The sequence below is a fragment of the Paraburkholderia tagetis genome (genome assembly GCF_022213065.1).
Classification (GTDB): Bacteria; Pseudomonadota; Gammaproteobacteria; order Burkholderiales; family Burkholderiaceae; genus Paraburkholderia; species Paraburkholderia tagetis.
Genome location: NZ_JAKLJA010000004.1, coordinates 43,949 through 60,205, shown reverse-complemented (window position 1 = coordinate 60,205; position 16,257 = coordinate 43,949). Strand labels below are relative to the sequence as shown.

At 60.4% G+C, this 16,257-nt stretch carries 17 protein-coding genes and 1 pseudogene; 3 read left to right on the top strand and 15 right to left on the bottom strand.

The window, feature by feature from the left end; translation table 11 throughout:
• Positions 1–9 precede the first annotated feature (9 nt).
• Both L5014_RS07370 and L5014_RS07365 read right to left on the bottom strand, forming a co-directional pair.
• A complete protein-coding gene (locus tag L5014_RS07370) occupies positions 10–1,341 on the bottom strand; it encodes an NAD(P)/FAD-dependent oxidoreductase (protein ID WP_420800028.1) in 1,332 nt (443 codons plus the stop codon).
• A gap of 333 nt (positions 1,342–1,674) precedes the next feature.
• Positions 1,675–2,583: a LysR family transcriptional regulator gene (locus tag L5014_RS07365; protein WP_238463182.1), complete on the bottom strand. Its 909-nt coding sequence runs from the start codon at positions 2,581–2,583 to the stop codon at positions 1,675–1,677.
• Between the two features lie 287 nt (positions 2,584–2,870).
• Between L5014_RS07365 and L5014_RS07360 the strand changes: the two genes are divergently transcribed.
• A complete protein-coding gene (locus tag L5014_RS07360) occupies positions 2,871–4,277 on the top strand; it encodes a KamA family radical SAM protein (RefSeq protein WP_238462926.1) in 1,407 nt (468 codons plus the stop codon).
• Between the two features lie 73 nt (positions 4,278–4,350).
• Positions 4,351–4,695: a ferredoxin FdxA gene (gene fdxA, locus L5014_RS07355; RefSeq protein ID WP_238462925.1), complete on the top strand. Its 345-nt coding sequence runs from the start codon at positions 4,351–4,353 to the stop codon at positions 4,693–4,695.
• 185 nt (positions 4,696–4,880) lie between these two features.
• Here fdxA and L5014_RS07350 read toward each other — a convergent pair whose 3' ends face one another.
• From L5014_RS07350 to L5014_RS07300, 11 genes and pseudogenes are all read right to left on the bottom strand, one after another.
• On the bottom strand, positions 4,881–5,600 hold the full coding sequence (locus L5014_RS07350; RefSeq protein WP_238463181.1) for a UTRA domain-containing protein: 720 nt from the start codon (positions 5,598–5,600) through the stop codon (positions 4,881–4,883).
• Between the two features lie 64 nt (positions 5,601–5,664).
• Positions 5,665–7,275, bottom strand: coding sequence for an HAL/PAL/TAL family ammonia-lyase (locus L5014_RS07345; protein ID WP_238462924.1), 1,611 nt, complete (start codon positions 7,273–7,275; stop codon positions 5,665–5,667).
• Positions 7,276–7,303: 28 nt separating this feature from the next.
• Positions 7,304–8,095 carry an ABC transporter ATP-binding protein gene (locus L5014_RS07340; protein ID WP_238462923.1) on the bottom strand — a complete coding sequence of 264 codons (792 nt, stop codon included), beginning with the start codon at positions 8,093–8,095 and terminating at the stop codon, positions 7,304–7,306.
• A 28-nt stretch (positions 8,096–8,123) separates the two neighbouring features.
• A complete protein-coding gene (locus L5014_RS07335) occupies positions 8,124–8,867 on the bottom strand; it encodes an ABC transporter permease (protein WP_238462922.1) in 744 nt (247 codons plus the stop codon).
• A gap of 18 nt (positions 8,868–8,885) precedes the next feature.
• Positions 8,886–9,611, bottom strand: coding sequence for an ABC transporter permease (locus L5014_RS07330; RefSeq protein ID WP_238462921.1), 726 nt, complete (start codon positions 9,609–9,611; stop codon positions 8,886–8,888).
• An 85-nt stretch (positions 9,612–9,696) separates the two neighbouring features.
• Positions 9,697–10,557, bottom strand: a complete 861-nt coding sequence (locus L5014_RS07325) for a transporter substrate-binding domain-containing protein (RefSeq protein WP_238462920.1) — start codon at positions 10,555–10,557, stop codon at positions 9,697–9,699.
• Positions 10,558–11,034: 477 nt separating this feature from the next.
• A complete protein-coding gene (locus L5014_RS07320) occupies positions 11,035–11,322 on the bottom strand; it encodes a hypothetical protein (protein WP_238462919.1) in 288 nt (95 codons plus the stop codon).
• A gap of 83 nt (positions 11,323–11,405) precedes the next feature.
• A pseudogene (locus L5014_RS07315) lies at positions 11,406–11,606 on the bottom strand (DUF3313 domain-containing protein); the annotation flags it as partial.
• 112 nt (positions 11,607–11,718) lie between these two features.
• The gene (locus L5014_RS07310; RefSeq protein WP_238462918.1) at positions 11,719–12,333 is read right to left on the bottom strand and encodes a hypothetical protein; all 615 of its coding nucleotides are present in this window, start codon (positions 12,331–12,333) and stop codon (positions 11,719–11,721) included.
• 49 nt (positions 12,334–12,382) lie between these two features.
• A complete protein-coding gene (locus L5014_RS07305; protein WP_238462917.1) occupies positions 12,383–13,177 on the bottom strand; it encodes a molybdopterin-dependent oxidoreductase in 795 nt (264 codons plus the stop codon).
• Between the two features lie 3 nt (positions 13,178–13,180).
• The gene (locus L5014_RS07300; protein ID WP_238462916.1) at positions 13,181–13,801 is read right to left on the bottom strand and encodes a cytochrome b/b6 domain-containing protein; all 621 of its coding nucleotides are present in this window, start codon (positions 13,799–13,801) and stop codon (positions 13,181–13,183) included.
• On the opposite strand from L5014_RS07300, the gene L5014_RS07295 reads away from it, so the two are divergent.
• Positions 13,766–14,089, top strand: a complete 324-nt coding sequence (locus L5014_RS07295) for a hypothetical protein (RefSeq protein WP_238463210.1) — start codon at positions 13,766–13,768, stop codon at positions 14,087–14,089. The genes L5014_RS07300 and L5014_RS07295 overlap by 36 nt on opposite strands.
• Before the next feature lie 293 nt (positions 14,090–14,382).
• Here the strand turns inward: L5014_RS07295 and denD are convergent, their stop codons facing one another.
• Both denD and otnI read right to left on the bottom strand, forming a co-directional pair.
• Positions 14,383–15,372 carry a D-erythronate dehydrogenase gene (denD, locus tag L5014_RS07290; protein WP_238462915.1) on the bottom strand — a complete coding sequence of 330 codons (990 nt, stop codon included), beginning with the start codon at positions 15,370–15,372 and terminating at the stop codon, positions 14,383–14,385.
• A gap of 13 nt (positions 15,373–15,385) precedes the next feature.
• On the bottom strand, positions 15,386–16,201 hold the full coding sequence (gene otnI, locus L5014_RS07285; RefSeq protein ID WP_238462914.1) for a 2-oxo-tetronate isomerase: 816 nt from the start codon (positions 16,199–16,201) through the stop codon (positions 15,386–15,388).
• Between the last annotated feature and the right edge of the window lie 56 nt (positions 16,202–16,257).

The window sequence follows — 16,257 nt, the reverse complement described above, 5'->3', positions numbered from 1 at the left end:
TAAAAAGGTTCAACGCTCGGGACCCGCGAGTGCGGCTTGATACTTGATCGTCGAGACGACGCCAATGCGCCGAAAGGGTTCTGGTGGCAGCCAACTCGGCCCCTCGAGGCTGAGCGCGTCAGACAGGCAGGACGATTGTGCTCCCATTGCCATTTCGCCCAGCAGTTTGCCGTAGGTGCTGCCCTTGAGCACCCCTGCACCATTGCAGCCCAAAGACGCGAATAGTCCGGGCCGCAACTCGCCAAAAAAAGTCGCGCCATTGCGTGTCAATGCCGTCGTTCCACCCCACACATACTCGAACCGGTGCGACTGCATGTTCGGATAACGACGCTGATAGCTGCTCGTCAACTGCGCCAGCGTTTCGGCTGGCGACTGCTCCCGTTCGTAGGAGTACGCGCTACGCACCATGAAACGGTCACCCTGAACGCGCCGCAGTGTCGTCCCAAGGCGGTTAGCCGGAATCAAGCCCCATTCGGACGTATTGCCGAGTTTCTTTAGTTCGGATTCCGAAAGCCTCGGCGTGAGGGCCGCATAGGTAAAGATCGTGATGAGTCTGTCGCGCAAGATACCCAGCTCTTTAGCGAATCCATTGTTCGCCAGCACGACCCGATCCGCAGTGTATTGGGTCTTGCTGGTGGTGACGCAGAATGGTGACGACTTGCTCAGTGAAACGACCGGCTCTCCTTCAACCAGAAGCACATTGGAAGGGAGAGAATCTGCGAGGCCACGAATCAGCGCTGCGGGCTGAACGAATACATTGTTGGGCGAGTGGTAGCCGAACTTGTAATAGCTTGTCCCGAGCTTTTCCTGCAGCGCCTCTCGGTCGAATACCTCAAAATTAACGCCCCATTCGCGATATTGCGCCAACGACGCCATGAGGTTCTGTACTCCAGCCTCGCTCGCTGCCGCATGGAATTTTCCCGCTGGGTTCCAGTTGCAGTCGATCCGGTGTTCGCGCACCAGCCCCTCTAGCCAATGCAAGCCTGCTTCGTAAATGCGAATCTGCTTGCGGGCGACTTCCAGCGGGCTCGTGTGACCGCCCATCTTCGTGTTGTGCGGAACGTTGATGACGAAGCCAGAGTTACGCCCCGAAGAACCCTCCCCGATAGTCGACGCTTCCACCACCAATACCGGCTCGTCGGGCCGCAATTCCGCAATACGGCGCGCCGCGGCCAGACCGGTATATCCGCCACCAATGATGACCGAGCCGAATCGCCGGACAGAAGTCGAGCCGGCCCTCTTGCGCTCAGGGAGCATGGCGTTCCAACCTGAGCACTGATGGTACGTGGGATATTTTCCACTAGCGATTTCGGGGACTGAGGGATGTGTCTCGGTATTCATGGAGGGACGGATTTCTCAATGAAGTGGGGGGCTGCTTGCATACTGCCGAAGCATGCGCCGCTTCCCCCAAACATCAGGATCCTTGATACCGAGATTCAGTGAGATTGTTTTTATTCGGATCGGAAACGTGACGTAAAGGACAACGATTTCCAATTGCGCCCCGCTGCCGGTCGATCGCATCACGATCGACGGAGCGTTCGTGCCAAGGAGCAGGAAAGCCAGCGCTTCGAGCAGCACTCACGTGGCAAGCGCTATTTGCGATGAGTCGATCGCCGTCGCGCGGCCTGTGCGCTCATGCGCAGTCGTATATCACCGATGTATCTGCACAACGCGCTACGCCCCCAGCTGGGCATACTTGCTGGCCTCTGCAATCAACCACTTCTCGAACCCCTGTAGTTGAGGGGAGCTTTCCTTGTGCTCTGGAAAGACCAGGTAGTATCCCTTTTCACTACGCAGGGAAAGATCGCATGGAATGACAAGCTCCCCAGTGGTCAATTCGTGCGAAACAAAAAATCGAGGTACGAGTGCAATTCCGAGGCCGGCCCGTGCGGCCTCCACAAGCATTGAAAACAACTCGTAGCGCTGGCCCAGCATAGCGTCGACATCGTGGATGCCTGCCTGCGCGAACCAGTGCCGCCATGCGTCTGGCCGTGCCGATTGATGCAGGAGTGTGAAGCGCGCAACGTCTCGCGGCTCGAGGCGAGCCCCCTTCGATAGCAGTTGCGGACTACACACCGGTGTAACTTCCTCCCCGAACAGATATCTGGCAATGGAGCCAGGCCAGACCGGATCCCCAAAGTGAATCGCCGCGTCAAAAGGCGTACCGGTGAACAGGAACGGCACTGCGCGGGTAGTCAGATTGACCGTCACGTCCTTATGCTGCGCATAGAAATTGGGAAGGCGCGGGATCAGCCATCGAGTCGCGAACGTCGGGATAACCGCGAGCTCGAGGATGCCTCCAGCATCGCGGTGCGCCATCGCCGCGAGGGTGTCTCGCTCCATCGTGTCGAGCGTATCACGGACCTGACGAGCATAAATTTGCCCAATCTCCGTCAAGACGAGCCGCTTCTTCACCCGACTGAACAGGGACACCCCCAGGAACTCCTCCAGACTTGCCACCTGGCGCCCCACCGCGCTCTGCGTCAGCGCCAGTTCGTCCGCACTGCGAGTAAAGCTCAGATGTCGGGCTGCTGTCTCAAACGCAATGAGCGCTTCGATGCTCGGTATCTTTCGTCTCACAATCCTTCCTCAAACGCACAACGTTGCGAGTTTATATCGTTTGCCGAACGCAGGCGAGGTCGCAACAATGGTCCTCCTGTAGCCCGCGGCCATCGACCGTTTCGCAGCGCCTTGATGCCCCGACCGTGGTCACGACCGGGCATGCGCGCGACCAAAGATGCGGTCCGGTCAGGAGTGTCCGTGGGTAGAGCATTCGCATGTTTATCACAATTCATATAACTTAGTCATACATATTAAATCCAGACAACCGATCGAAACACCATCCTGACTTCGCCATAAAGGAACCGCCAATGACCTCCGATTCTCTTCCTGTAAAGTTCAAGCCTTACACTCGCCAGACGATCAGCCAGGCGCCGCAATGGCAGCTTCTTCCTGAAGAACTTCGGGAGGCAGTACAGGTGGTATCCCGTGTCTTACCGTTCCGCACGAACCAGTACGTGATGGAGGAGCTGATCGACTGGAGCGCCGTTCCGGACGACCCGATTTACCGTCTGACTTTTCCGCATGAGGACATGCTGTCTCCCGCGGACTATTCGAAGCTCAGGGACCTTGTACTCGTAAAGAAGGACGAGGCCGCCATCGATGAGGCGGTCCGTCGTATCCGGTTGTCGATGAACCCGCACCCGGCGGGTCAAATGACGCACAACGTGCCTTTCATGGACGGGCAACCCGTAAGCGGCCTGCAGCACAAATATAAGGAAACGGTGCTCTTCTTCCCGAGCGCCGGACAGACTTGCCATGCGTATTGCACGTTCTGTTTTCGCTGGCCGCAATTCGTCGGGATGGACGACCTCAAGTTCGATGCTAAAGAATCGAACGAGTTGGTTGCTTACCTCAAGCTGCACAAAGAGGTCACCGACGTCCTGATCACTGGCGGCGATCCCCTTATCATGAACACGCGTTCGCTCGCCGGCTATATCGAACCACTGCTGTCGCCCGAACTCTCGCACATCCAGAACATCCGTATCGGCACCAAGTCCGTCGCCTACTGGCCCCAGCGCTTCGTGACAGACAAGGACTCGGATGATCTAATGCGCCTGTTCGAGAAGGTTGTCGCGTCGGGCAAGAATCTCGCGATCATGGGCCACTACAATCACCCGGCGGAGTTACGAACGTCGATCGCTCAACGTGCCGTCAAGCGGATCGTATCTTCCGGTGCCACCCTGCGTATGCAAGCACCGCTGATCCGCCACATCAACGAAGATCCCAAGGGTTGGGCGGAACTCTGGACGACGGGCGTCCGGCTAGGCGCAATTCCTTATTACATGTTTGTCGAGCGCGACACCGGCCCCAGTCACTACTTCCAGTTGCCTCTTGCTCGGGCCTATGAAATATTCCAGGCGGCCTATCAGTCCGTTTCGGGGCTGGCGCGCACCGTTCGCGGCCCCTCGATGAGCGCATTCCCCGGTAAGGTGGTCGTGGACGGTATCGTCACCATCCACGGCGAAAAAGTGTTTGCGCTTCAACTCCTGCAGGCGCGCAATCCTGATTGGGTACGTCGCCCTTTCTACGCGAGGTTTGATCCCGCGGCAACGTGGCTTCACGACCTGGTGCCTGCGTTCGGCGAGAAGAAGTTCTTCTTCGAAGATGATGCCGAGCGTCCACACAAGGTCGTGCAACTGGCGACGCGTAACTCGGGACGATACGTTCCGCAGTCGTCGAACGAAGCGATCCACGGCATTGCAACCGAAGCTTAACCATCTCGATCGAGAGGCCTGCCTTTCCCGGGCATGGCCTCATCGGCGCGCCTATAGGTAACGTGGAGCGATAATGTCATATGTCGTAACGGAAAACTGCATCCAATGCCGATACACGGACTGCGTAGAGGTCTGTCCAACCGACTGCTTCCGACAGGGACCGAACTTCCTTGTGATCGATCCCGACGAGTGCATCGATTGCGGCGTATGCGCGCCGGAATGCCCGGTTGATGCGATCGTGCCGGTGGAGGAGGTAGCGGAAAATCAACAGCTGTTCGTGGCGCTGAACATCGAACTCGCGAAACAGTGGCCGGTAATCACGACAAGGCAGGCCCCGCTCCCCGAAGCGGAACGTTGGCGAGACGCCAGTGACAAGTTGCAACACCTCCTGAAAGACGCAGTCACGAGTTCAACCTGATGTATCTCGAGGCTTGACCTTCGCGTGCCGCCTACGCTTCCCGGTCCGAGGCAGGCGGCTATATCGTCGGCGGGAAGCGTTTTCAGATCAACCAATGAAATCGACGTGCAGCTGAGCTGTTAACATAAGCATCCTTAAATAGCCAACGCATCCACACATGTGCACGGTTCGTCGCGCAGATTGATTCAAACTTTCCCCGAGAGATGGACGCGTGATGCTGAATGCCAGAGATGTACAGTGGTCGCGATCACGTCGCCAACCCAGGTCCGTCTCCAGATCAGCAAGCAGGGTTCACCGATATCGATTGATAAATACCGACGGATCTGCGCGCTCGGCTTGCGCGCATAAATCCGAAATTCCGCCCGCTGGATCGGCGCGAGCCGCACCATATAGTGGTTCGGCGTCTCTGCGGTAAAATCCTGATCCAAATACTGCGGAAATACTTTCGGGTTCACATAGCGATCCTCGTATTGGATTGCACTCTCGTCCTCGTAATGCACGATGCACGAGTGGAACACCGGGTCATTGTTGACACCGAGCGTAGCCATTGCCCGCGAGTTTGAACTCGCATCCAGTACGAGCACGCGAGCACTGTAGCAATGCCCGCGTAGCGCTACCTCGTCCGCGATATTGCGGATCTCCAAAACTGGGGACTCGTGGTCGCGGGGCGTGACAAATGTTCCCGCCCCCTGGACACGCGTGAGTATGCGCTCGGCCGAAAGCTCGCGCAACGCACGGTTGACGGTCATGCGCGCAACACCGAATGTCTTTGCAAACACCGTCTCCGAGGGAATGGTGTCACCCGGTTTCCACGTGCCGTCTGCAATGCGTTCGACTACATAGCGCTTGATTTTCTCATAGGGCGGAGGCGATAGCCCCCGCTGTGTGCACGCCTGCCCTGCCATGTCCCCTGCCGGCACGAAAGCATTCATGATTGTTGTCCCAACACGATCGAATTCGGCGTCTCGTTCAGGTGCCCACTGCGGTGGGCAGCATGTCGTTGGCGGAAGCCGGGGTGCCGGCCCCGACCGGTACGACGGAATCGGCCACGTAAGTGCCAGACGGCACTTGCGTGCGCAACGGGCCAGGCAGCGGCGGAGGGCCGTCGTCGGAAATCATGTGAAATGCCCGTGTCATGTCGTCCGCGAGCGGGCGGTCATCACGGTATGTCGGCAGCACACCGCGAACCTGCTGATACAACGCCTGCGTGTACGGCGCACGCTCGCCGTCGTTCGGCTGTAAGTCATACGCCTGCACGGCCGCCAGAAGTTCGATGCCAAAAATGCGGTTACTGTTCTCAATCACGGCGAGCGCCTTGAGTGCTGCCGGCGTCGCGTGACAGAGATGATCCTCCTGCAAGCCCGAAGTCACGCCACCATCGAGGCTCGCGGGTGCCGCTTCGCGCCGGTTCTGCGCGACAAGCGATGCTGCCGTGTACTGCGCGATCATGAAGCCCGAGCGCGTGCCACCAGCCTGCGCAAGGAATGCGGGTAATCGGCTCACGAGCGGGTTCACGAGCCGGTCCAGACGTCGCTCGGCCATTGCCGCGACCTGCGCGACTGCTGCGGCGAGGCTGTCCATCGCGAGCGCGATCGAAGCGCCAACGGCGTGCGCCTGCGAGAACACCTGCGGCACTTCGGGCGTGCCGGCAACAATCGGATTGTCCGTGGTCGAGGCCAGCTCCCGATTGACGACTTCGGCCGCCGTGGCAAGTACGTCTCGGGCTGCACCATGGACGTGCGGAATCGTCCGCATGCTCAGAGCATCCTGCGTGCGACGTCCGAGCGCCGACGCGAGCAGCCCGCTACCCGTCAGAGCACCGCGCATCCGCTCGCCCACGTGCACCAAACCTGGCGATATGCGGAACGCGAGCGACTCCGCGTCGAAGGCTGCCACCTGCCCGCCGAGATTCTCGAAACTCATGGCGGCTACGACATCGGCCCAGTCGAACAATCGCTCTGCACGCTGCAGTGCGAGTGCCGCGAGTCCGGTGACGCACGGCGTGCCGTTCACGAGGCTCAGGCCCTCCTTCGCTTCGAGCGCCAGCGGTTCGAGTCCGAGTCGGCGCAGTGCCTGGGCGCCGCTCATATGTTCACCGCGCCAGGTAACCTGACCCGCACCCACGCAAACCAGCGCGATATGCGCCATGTGGCTCAAATACCCGACTGAGCCGAACGCCGGCACATCGGGCACGCAGCCGGCCTCGAGCAGCGCGACGAGGCGCTCGACCAGTTCGACACGTACACCGGAGCGGCCATGGGCGAAATTGTTGATGGCTGCGGCCATGATCGCGCGCGTTTCTACCGCGCCGAGTGGAGCGCCCACGCCCACAGCGTGGCTCATCAGGATGTTGTGCGAGAGATCGTGCTGCTTCTCCCGCGACACAACGACGTCGCACAATGCGCCGACCCCGGTATTGACGCCATATGCGCGGATACCGCGAGCGACGATCTGCTCGATAAGCTTACGGGCGGCGCCAATACGTGCGCGTGCGTCGGCTGAAAGCTCTAGATTCTCACCGTTGGCGACAGCGCAAACCTGACGCCAATCCATAGGCCGCCCGGAACGAATGACTGACATGGTTAGCTCTGGCAATTGATTAAATTGATTAATGCGTGCTGCGGTCCTGATGACTCGAGACAAACTGGCGGAAGCGCTCGGACTTGTGCTCTCCGAAGACCTCCTCAGGCGTACCGTCCGAATCCACCTGGCCTTGATGCAGGAACATCACACGATTCGAGACGTGCTTCGCAAAACCCATCTCGTGCGTAACAACAAGCATCGTGCGCCCCTCGTCGGCCAACGCGCGCATCACGCGCAGCACTTCACCCACGAGTTCGGGATCGAGCGCGGAGGTGGGCTCGTCGAACAACATCACCTTCGGATGCATCGCGAGCGCTCGCGCAATGGCCACGCGCTGCTGCTGGCCGCCCGAGAGATGCGCAGGATAATGGCTACGCTTCTCGGCGAGCCCCACCTTTGCCAGCAGCACTTCGGCTTCCTCCACCGCTTCCGCGCGGTCGCGCTTCTGCACGCGCATTGGCCCTTCGATCAGGTTTTCGAGCACCGTCATATGCGACCACAGATTGAAATTCTGAAACACCATGCCGAGTTGCGAGCGCACACGATCCACCTGGCGGCGGTCCTCTGGCTTGAGCTTTCCATCGCGCAGGCGCTTCATCTTCAGCTCCTCGCCCGCAAGGGCTACCGAGCCGTCATCGGGCATCTCCAGCAGGTTCAGGCAGCGCAGGAAAGTGCTCTTTCCCGAGCCGCTCGCCCCGAGAATCGAAATCACGTCGCCTTCGTGGGCATCGAGCGAGATGCCTTTCAGGACGTGATGGTCCCCGAAGGACTTGTGGATATTCTTCACGGACAGGGCGACCGGTGTGCTTGCATTCATAGGTTTCTCCGGGTGGCTACGTCAGTCTTCAGACGGCGCGGCGAGTTTCGAGTTGGGTGGCGGGACGGCGCACGACTGCGGGCATGGCGCGCAGATGCCGGGAGAGCCGGCGCTCGATGAGCCCGAGAATTCGGACCACGATGAAATTGAGGCACAGATAGATCAGCGCCGCACAAGTAAAGACTTCTGTCGTGCGATAGGTCTGCTGGATGATCTGCTGTGCGACACCCGTGACTTCCCAAACCGTGACAAGGCTCGCCAGCGCTGTCGACTTGACGAGAAGCACGGCTTCGGTCGAATACGCGGGCAAACACTGGCGCAGCGCGATGGGGCCTATCACGCGGCGCAGCAGAGCGAATCCCGAGAGACCGATCGCGTAGCCCGCCTCGATCTGGCCAACCGGCACGGCAATCAAACCGCCTCGAATGATCTCGGCGGTATAGCCCGCCGTACACAGTGCGAGCGACAGCACGGCACACACGTAAGGCTCGCGCAGCACCGGCCAGAGGAAACTTTCGCGGATTACGCCGAATTGCCCAAGCCCGTAATAGACGAGGAACATCTGGATCAGCAGCGGTGAGCCACGGAACACGAGAATGTAGGCGCGCCCGAGGCGATTCGGCAACCAGTGCGACGACACACGCATCGTGACAATCACGAGCGAAAGCAGACCACCGAGCACCAGCGATGCGAAGAAAAGGCCCAGCGTGGTCGGCACCGCCGCAATCAGCTGGCGCATCGTGTCGAGAAGAAAGTCGAAATCGATATGCATGATGGAGCAGCCCTTGCGTCAGTTGCGCGCGAAGTTGCGCTTGAACGAGCGGCCGACGATCGCCTCCGCACGGCCGAATACCCGGTTCGACACGCCGGTCATCGCGAGATACAGCACGCCGCCCGCGACGAAGAAGAGAAAGTATTGATGAGTCGAACCCGCCGCCACCTGGCTGGCGCGAAGCAACTCGGCGAGACCCGTAACCGAGATGAGCGCCGAGTCCTTGAGGCTCAGTTGCCAAACGTTGCCGATCCCGGGCAAGGCGAAGCGCAACACCTGGGGAATCAGGATACGGCGCGCCATGGTAAGCGTCGGCATGCCGATCGCGCGCGCGGCCTCGAGCTCCCCGCGCGATACAGCGAGCACGGCAGCCCGATACACCTCGGCCTGGTACGCGCCTGAAATCATGCCCACGGCGAACGCGCCGATCACAAACGGCGGAACACCGATGAAGCCATCCGCCCCGAACCACTGGCCGATCGACGATACGAGCGTCGAGCCGCCGAAGTAAAACAGATAGATGACGAGTAGTTCGGGCACGCCACGGAAAACCGTCGTATAGAAGTCGCCCACGACACGCGCCGTGCGAAAGCGCGAGAGCTTCGCGGCCGCGATGAGCGCACCAAACACCGCACCAATCGCGAGCGCGGCGAGCGTCAGTAAAACCGTCATAAGCGCGCCGAGCAGCAGCACGCCACCCCAGCCATCCGCCCCGACACCGAGCATTTCGACAAAAGGACCCATTACGTCACCTCAAGCTAGCCTGTGAAACAAACCGCGCGGCGTCGGCCCTTTGAGCCGGCGCGCGCAGTCACGCTGTAAGCGACACTCAGGGCGTCACATCGGTCTTGAACCACTTCTCCGAAAGCTTCTTCACGGTGCCGTCGGCGATGGCCGCCGTGACCGCCGCGTCGAACTTCGCCTTGAGGTCGGCGTCCTGCTTGCGCAACGCGAGTCCTTCACCCGCCCCCCAGATCGGGCCGCCGATCTTCGGGCCAGCCGGGACCGTAGGCACAGCCTCTTTCTTGTCGGCGTTTGCAGCGTAGTAAGTCACGTCGTCAAAAGACGCGTCGATGCGGCCATTGGCCAGATCCAGATCGCGTTCCGGCGAGGTCTTGTACACGCGGATAGACGCGACGTCCTTGAAGTTTTCATTGATAAACCGCGTATAGACGGTGCCCGATTGAAGGCCGATCGTTTTGCCCTTGAGAGCCGTCCGCAGCGCCTGTAGCGCGGGCACATTCGACCTGGCGTCGGTGTCGAGCTTCAACGGCAGCGCGGCGGCGGTGGCCTTCGGGAGAATCTTCGTATCGGTGACGGCGAAAGTCGCGGGCGTGGCGGCATACGGCTTCGAAAACGCGAGAATCTTTTCACGCTCAGGTGTGATCGAAATAGCATCCATCAGGACATCGAATTTCCCAGCCTGCAAGCCGGGAATCATGCCGTCCCAATCCTGCGCGACCAGGTTGCACTTTAGTTGAGCCCGCGCGCAAAGGTTGGCGGCGAGTTCCGGCTCGAAGCCACCGAGCTTGCCACCAGGCAGCGTAAGATTCCACGGAGCGTAGCCACCTTCAAAGGCGATCGTCACCGTCTTCCAGTCCTTTGCCTCGGCAGCGCTGCTCGCGAGCAGCGCCACGCCGAACGCGGCGCCGACCAATCCTCTGACCAACCTGCTGTATTTCGCTTGCATGTCCAGACTCCTCCGGTTTTGGGAACGACACTAAGGCTATAGATAATTCGCGAGTGTTCTTGTCTATACAAGATGGCGGAACAATATTCTTTACGCAAGCGGGATTTTTCAAACCGCGACTCATTAGCGGTATTCGCCAAGTCGCATGCCTGCTTTTCACCACATGGCAGCCGGCTAATGGATTTTCAAAGATGCCTGAAAACAAGGCATTTTTTCGTTGAAAATGTGTGGCTGCCTTTCAATGGTCGCGTAGATTGAGGCGTGCCATATACCCATAAGGGGGTATGTCTAGATACCCAATCTGGGATATGAGAGAGGAAATTCGATCAAATCGCCTGGCCACGTTGTCTATACCACTCGGCGTTTTCCCAACCGTGCTGCATTCGCAAACTGACTTCCTTGGACACAATCGGAGAAGCTGATCCGTGCAGGACTCTCATTGTGGCCGCTCAGGCCCACCCCATAAGGGATTGGCAATCAATCTCTTCGCTTTCCCCAGATGAAGGCCTCCGGATGACGTTCGAGAAAATCGGCGAGTGCATTCAGGCTAGCCAGCATGCCTCGCAATTCAGTCAGCGCCTGACGAGCGTCGCTCTGCAGCGGCGAAGCTTGATCAAGAGTCTCATCCGCAGCGCGAAACGCCTCCCGGGCGGCATCAAGCGACGAGCGCGCCGCGGGTACAAGATCGGCATCAAGTCGCTGAAACAGCGCATTTGAACGCTGCAGGGTAGCATCCAGATTATGGTCGATCTCCTGGACCGGCATGCGATCAAGTCTGCGTACGATGTCCTTGTCATGTAATCGGCGAGCGCCGTCTTGTCTTCGTCGGACAGAGCGCCGAACTGATTGTCGCTACCCCTATACACGACTATGGGATCAACGATGACCTGCGAATAGCGCGACCAAACCACCGGCGACGCGCACCTGAATGGTATTTGCGCTGCGTCATCGCTCCTGTTCTGCTTTAGCTGGGTAGACGACGCGAGGTCGGTATATGCAACAGGGCGGACGCCGGCACAAGCCGATAAAATCAGGATTACTATGCACAACGATTCTCCTGCGTTTGTTCGCAATACAGTGCCGTGAACTACCCCCAGGTAGTCCAGGTTTTCGTCCTCACCTCCATTGGGTCAGTTCTGCGTGGGCATCAACAGCCAGCCTTCACATTGGCGGCACCACGCCGCCCTTTTCGACCACGACGCGTTGCGCAACATAAGTCCCCTGTGACGCGGGCGTTGCGGCAACGAACACCTTCTTGCCCGGCGTAAGCTCGCTGTGCTCAGCGGGCGTGAACGTGACGACGGGTACGTTGGGCGGCACCGTCACGACGTTTGTGCCGCCCTTGTATGACAGTTTCAGATCACGGCCGCTCGTGCTCTGCACGACGCTATCGACGTTCGCGTTGGTCATCATGCTTTTCGGGCCCAGGTCCCACTGATAATGTCCTTCGCCCGTGCCGCGCGCGGACTCGGGAAACACCACCACTTCCGTTGCGGTCAGCTTGCCATCGGTGCCCGTGGTGGTCGCGGTGCCGATGAACGTACCCGGCTTGATATCCGATAGCTGCATCGCCTTCACGGCCGAAACGTTGACAGCCGGCTTCACATCGATCGACACCGTGTCGCCGCTGCGTCGATGGACCTTGAGCGTCTCACCGGCATACGACACGATTTCGCCCCGGATGCGCTCGGGCTTCGTGGCTGGCGCTTGCGCGAAAGCAGCGCTCGCGAGCGCAGCGGCCATCAACGCTGCGCTTATTCTGATATGGATGGACATGGAAGCTCCTGACTGGATGGTTGAAGGAAGAGAGGCGGAACATCGTCGCTCACGAGCCGCTGAACCAGTTATAGCCCTGGTTCTCCCAATAGCCGCCCGGATACCGGTTCGTAATTTCGATGGCGACGATATGCTTGGGATTCTTGAAGCCGAGCTTGGTCGGCACGCGCAGCCGCATCGGAAAGCCATACTTCGGCGGCAGCACCGCACCGTCGTAGGTCAGCGTGAGCAGCGTCTGCGCGTGGAGTGCCGTCGGCATGTCGATGCTGGTCCAGTAGCTGTAGTCGGCGCAGTGAAGCGATACGTACTTCGCGCTCGTGTCCGCACCCGCGCGGCGCAGAAATTCGGAAAAGCGTACGCCGCCCCAGTGACCGATGGCGCTCCATCCTTCGACGCAGACAAGGCGCGTGATCTGGCTTTCCTGCGGCAGCGCGCGCAGTTCGTCGAGCGTCCATGTACGCTTGCCGCGCACGAGGCCGGTGACCTGCAGACGATAGGTCGCGACGTCGATCTCGGGCACGTCGTCGATGTCATAGAACGCATTGAACGGAAACGGCCGCGTGATCATCGATTCCGGATACGTCGGCGCCAGCTTGTTCGGATCGAACAGCAGCGCCTGCACGTCGTCGTTGAAGGACGAGATGCGGCGCAGCGCCGCGTTCACCGCCTTGTCGTCGGTCAGGCCGGAGCCGGACAGCAGCGCCATGCCGCCCACCGTCAGCAGTCGCTGGCCGAACAGGCGGCGCGCGGGCGATTTGAGTTCGCGCTGTGCGTCGCGGATGATCGATTCGCCATGTGTCGCGAGAAAGCTGTCTTGTCGCGGGGTTCGCTTTCGGGTCGCCATGATTTACCGTCCGCGTAGCATCAGTAGCAGCGAGCGCGGCACGAGCGCGACCATCACGATGTGAATCACGAAAAACGTGACCAGTACGCTCATACACACGAAGTGCACCACGCGTGCGCTGTCATAGCCGCCCATCAGCGTGCGCAGCAAGGGGAACTGCACCGACTTCCAGACGACGAGCCCCGACAACACGATCAGCACGATGGCGGCGATCACGACGAGATAGGCAAGCTTCTGCACCGCGTTGTAGTGCGCGAGATCGTCGTGTTTCAGGCGCCCGCGCAGCGCATCCGCGAGATCGGCGGCCAGCTCTTTCGGCCGCACGGGCAACAGCTTGCGTCGAAAGCGCCCAGTTGCCAGGTTCAGCGCGAGGTAGACGATGAAATTGGCGACCAGCAGCCACATCACCGCGAAATGCCACAGCAGCGCTCCCGCGAGCCAGCCGCCGAGCGTGATCGAGGGTGGAAACTGAATGGCGGGAAAGATCGGCGACGCGTCGTAAATCTGCCAGCCGCTCATGACCATCAGCACGACCGCGACGGCATTGATCCAGTGCGTAATCCGCACCCATCCGGGTTGAACCGCGTTGTGACTCAAGATCACTCCAGGCTTGGTGACAATCATTCCAGTGCCACGGGAGCCGTAAATGCAGATACCATCAGCCCCGCGGCAGGCCGCATGCAGAGCCGGGCAACCAATTCAAGTCGTCAGGCTGCCCTTGCGACAGAAGCGGTAACGCGACTGATCGACGTTTATTCCATCGTGCCCGAAGATTTTCTTCAGCCTACTTCAGTGGGTTATCCGCATCGCGCGAAGACTGTGACGCCGCAAGAAAATGCAGCATGCCGCATGCCCGACCGCGCGCAGGCGCTGATTCCGTCTCGTACCGCCCTACATTCGCTGCGTGTGTGATTGCCATGCATCGCGCTTACGGAATCGATGTGCTCATCGGGCAGCCGCACTCCGCATGACATCGCGTGCCAGTTGAGCACAGGCCCGGTTTGAATGGACAGACTTCTGTCGACAGGTGAGCCGGGCATTGAAATGCCGCCGGGCGCGTACGCCGTTTCAGCGTAGCGAGCGCTGCGCGCCCAGCCTGCCATGAGAAGCAGCACGATAGTCGAGGTACCACGGCGGAACGGCGCAAAACGTCCACTCCGAAACAGTAATCCGGCAATCAATGCGGTAAGTCGTGCCATTTGCAATCAGTGCTGCGCAATCTTCCCGCCCAGTTCATCGTCGATGAAGGCCCGCACGATGTCCTTGAACGATGCGTCACCGTGCAGTCCGAGTTGAGCAGCGCGCGACGTGTCCCACCGCGCGGGCCAGCCGCCGACGATCTTCTCGACTCTATCTTCCGCTTGCCACTCGATCCGCGCCGCAACGGCATCGCCCGCCAGCTCCCGCAGCGCGGCAATCATTTGGTCGACGCTTACCGACACGCCCGGCAGATTCACGGTGCGCCGGTTACCTAACGCGGCTGCATCGATCTGGCAGGCGGCCACCAGGCACTCGACCGCCTTGCGCGGCGACAGCAGCCACACACGCGTTGCGCCGCTCACCGGGCACACGGCTTTTTCGCCGTTGAGCGGCTCGCGAATAATGCCGCTCGCGAACGACGATGCCGCGGCATTCGGCTTGCCCGGCCGGACGCTGATAGTCGGCAGGCGCAGCACGCGGCCATCCACGAAACCGCGCCGCGAATAGTCGTTGAGCAGCAGCTCGGCGATCGCCTTCTGCGCGCCATACGACGATTGCGGATTAAGCGCGGTGTCGTCGAGCACGACATCGGGTAGGTCGCCCCCATAGACGGCGACCGAACTCGTGAAGACGACTCGCGGTCGATGCCCGCGCATCCGGCACACGTCGAGGAGCTGTCGCGACGCATCGAGATTGATGCGCATGCCCAGATCGAAATCGCTTTCGGCCTGTCCGCTGACGATGGCGGCAAGGTGGAAGCTCGCCGCCGTCCTGTCGTCAATCAGCCGCTCGAGCACGCTGCGCTCGGCGATATCGCCAACTTCGATCCGCACGCGCGCGTCGTCCGGCCCTGGCGCCGCCACGACGTCGAGCAACACCAACTCGGTGATCGGCCGGAGCTGACCGTCGGCATTCCTTAGTTCACCGCGTGCCAGCAGTTCGCGCGCGAGACGCTGGCCCAGAAAACCCGCGCCGCCTGTGATCAAAACTTTCATGTGCTGCCGTTCCTCAGTGTGTGGGTCTGTCCAACGCGCTTTCGCCACGTGCCTTCATATACGGCCTGATCCATCCGAGGCCTGCCGATGTGCCTGCGCGCGGCCGGTACTCGCAGCCGATCCATCCGTCATAGCCAAGTTCGTCGATCAGCGAGAACAGATACGGATAGTTCACTTCACCGATGTCCGGCTCGTGCCGCTCGGGCACGCCCGCAATCTGGATATGGCCGACGCGCGGCATGTCGCGTTTGAGCTTCATCGCGAGATCGCCTTCAACGATCTGGCAGTGGTAGAGGTCGAACTGCACCTTCAGGTTCGCCGCGCCGACTTCCGCGCAGATCGCCTGTGCGTCGTCCTGGCGGTTCAGAAAGAAGCCGGGGATGTCGCGCGTGTTGATCGGCTCGATGACTACGGTGATGCCGTCTGCCTGGGCGGTCTTCGCGGCGTACGCAAGATTCTTCAGATACACGTCGCGATGCGCCGCGCGCGACTGGTTCGGCCCGATCAGGCCGGCCATCACGTGTAGTTTGTCGTTGCGGAGCACGCGCGCGTAGTCGAGCGCGGTATCGACGCTGCGGCGAAATTCGTCTTCGCGGCCCGGCAACGATGCGATACCGCGTTCGCCCGCCGCCCAGTCACCGGGCGGCGCGTTGAAAAGCGCCTGCGCGAGGCCATGCTCGTCGAGACGCGCTTTCAGGTCAGCGGCGGAGAACTCATAAGGAAACAGAAACTCGACGGCCTCGAAGCCGTCGCGCGCGCAGGCGGCGAAACGGTCGAGGAAGGCGTGTTCGTTGTACATCATCGTCAGATTCGCAGCGAAGCGAGGCATTGAAGTCACTCCTGTCGACCGGAGCAAGGCGCTGGGGCGCCCCGCTCCGGTCCCAT

Bases quoted from the DNA above. Each gene is read 5' to 3' on its own strand.
- L5014_RS07330 (WP_238462921.1), bottom strand. From the start codon at position 9,611: ATGGGTCCTTTTGTCGAAATGCTCGGTGTCGGGGCGGATGGCTGGGGT.
- L5014_RS07320 (WP_238462919.1), bottom strand. From the start codon at position 11,322: ATGCCGGTCCAGGAGATCGACCATAATCTGGATGCTACCCTGCAGCGT.
- L5014_RS07335 (WP_238462922.1), bottom strand. From the start codon at position 8,867: ATGCATATCGATTTCGACTTTCTTCTCGACACGATGCGCCAGCTGATT.
- L5014_RS07305 (WP_238462917.1), bottom strand. From the start codon at position 13,177: ATGGCGACCCGAAAGCGAACCCCGCGACAAGACAGCTTTCTCGCGACA.
- L5014_RS07350 (WP_238463181.1), bottom strand. From the start codon at position 5,600: ATGGCAGGGCAGGCGTGCACACAGCGGGGGCTATCGCCTCCGCCCTAT.
- L5014_RS07340 (WP_238462923.1), bottom strand. From the start codon at position 8,095: ATGAATGCAAGCACACCGGTCGCCCTGTCCGTGAAGAATATCCACAAG.
- L5014_RS07300 (WP_238462916.1), bottom strand. From the start codon at position 13,801: ATGATTGTCACCAAGCCTGGAGTGATCTTGAGTCACAACGCGGTTCAA.
- L5014_RS07310 (WP_238462918.1), bottom strand. From the start codon at position 12,333: ATGTCCATCCATATCAGAATAAGCGCAGCGTTGATGGCCGCTGCGCTC.
- denD (WP_238462915.1), bottom strand. From the start codon at position 15,372: ATGAAAGTTTTGATCACAGGCGGCGCGGGTTTTCTGGGCCAGCGTCTC.
- L5014_RS07345 (WP_238462924.1), bottom strand. From the start codon at position 7,275: ATGTCAGTCATTCGTTCCGGGCGGCCTATGGATTGGCGTCAGGTTTGC.
- L5014_RS07360 (WP_238462926.1), top strand. From the start codon at position 2,871: ATGACCTCCGATTCTCTTCCTGTAAAGTTCAAGCCTTACACTCGCCAG.
- L5014_RS07325 (WP_238462920.1), bottom strand. From the start codon at position 10,557: ATGCAAGCGAAATACAGCAGGTTGGTCAGAGGATTGGTCGGCGCCGCG.
- otnI (WP_238462914.1), bottom strand. From the start codon at position 16,201: ATGCCTCGCTTCGCTGCGAATCTGACGATGATGTACAACGAACACGCC.
- L5014_RS07370 (WP_420800028.1), bottom strand. From the start codon at position 1,341: ATGAATACCGAGACACATCCCTCAGTCCCCGAAATCGCTAGTGGAAAA.
- fdxA (WP_238462925.1), top strand. From the start codon at position 4,351: ATGTCATATGTCGTAACGGAAAACTGCATCCAATGCCGATACACGGAC.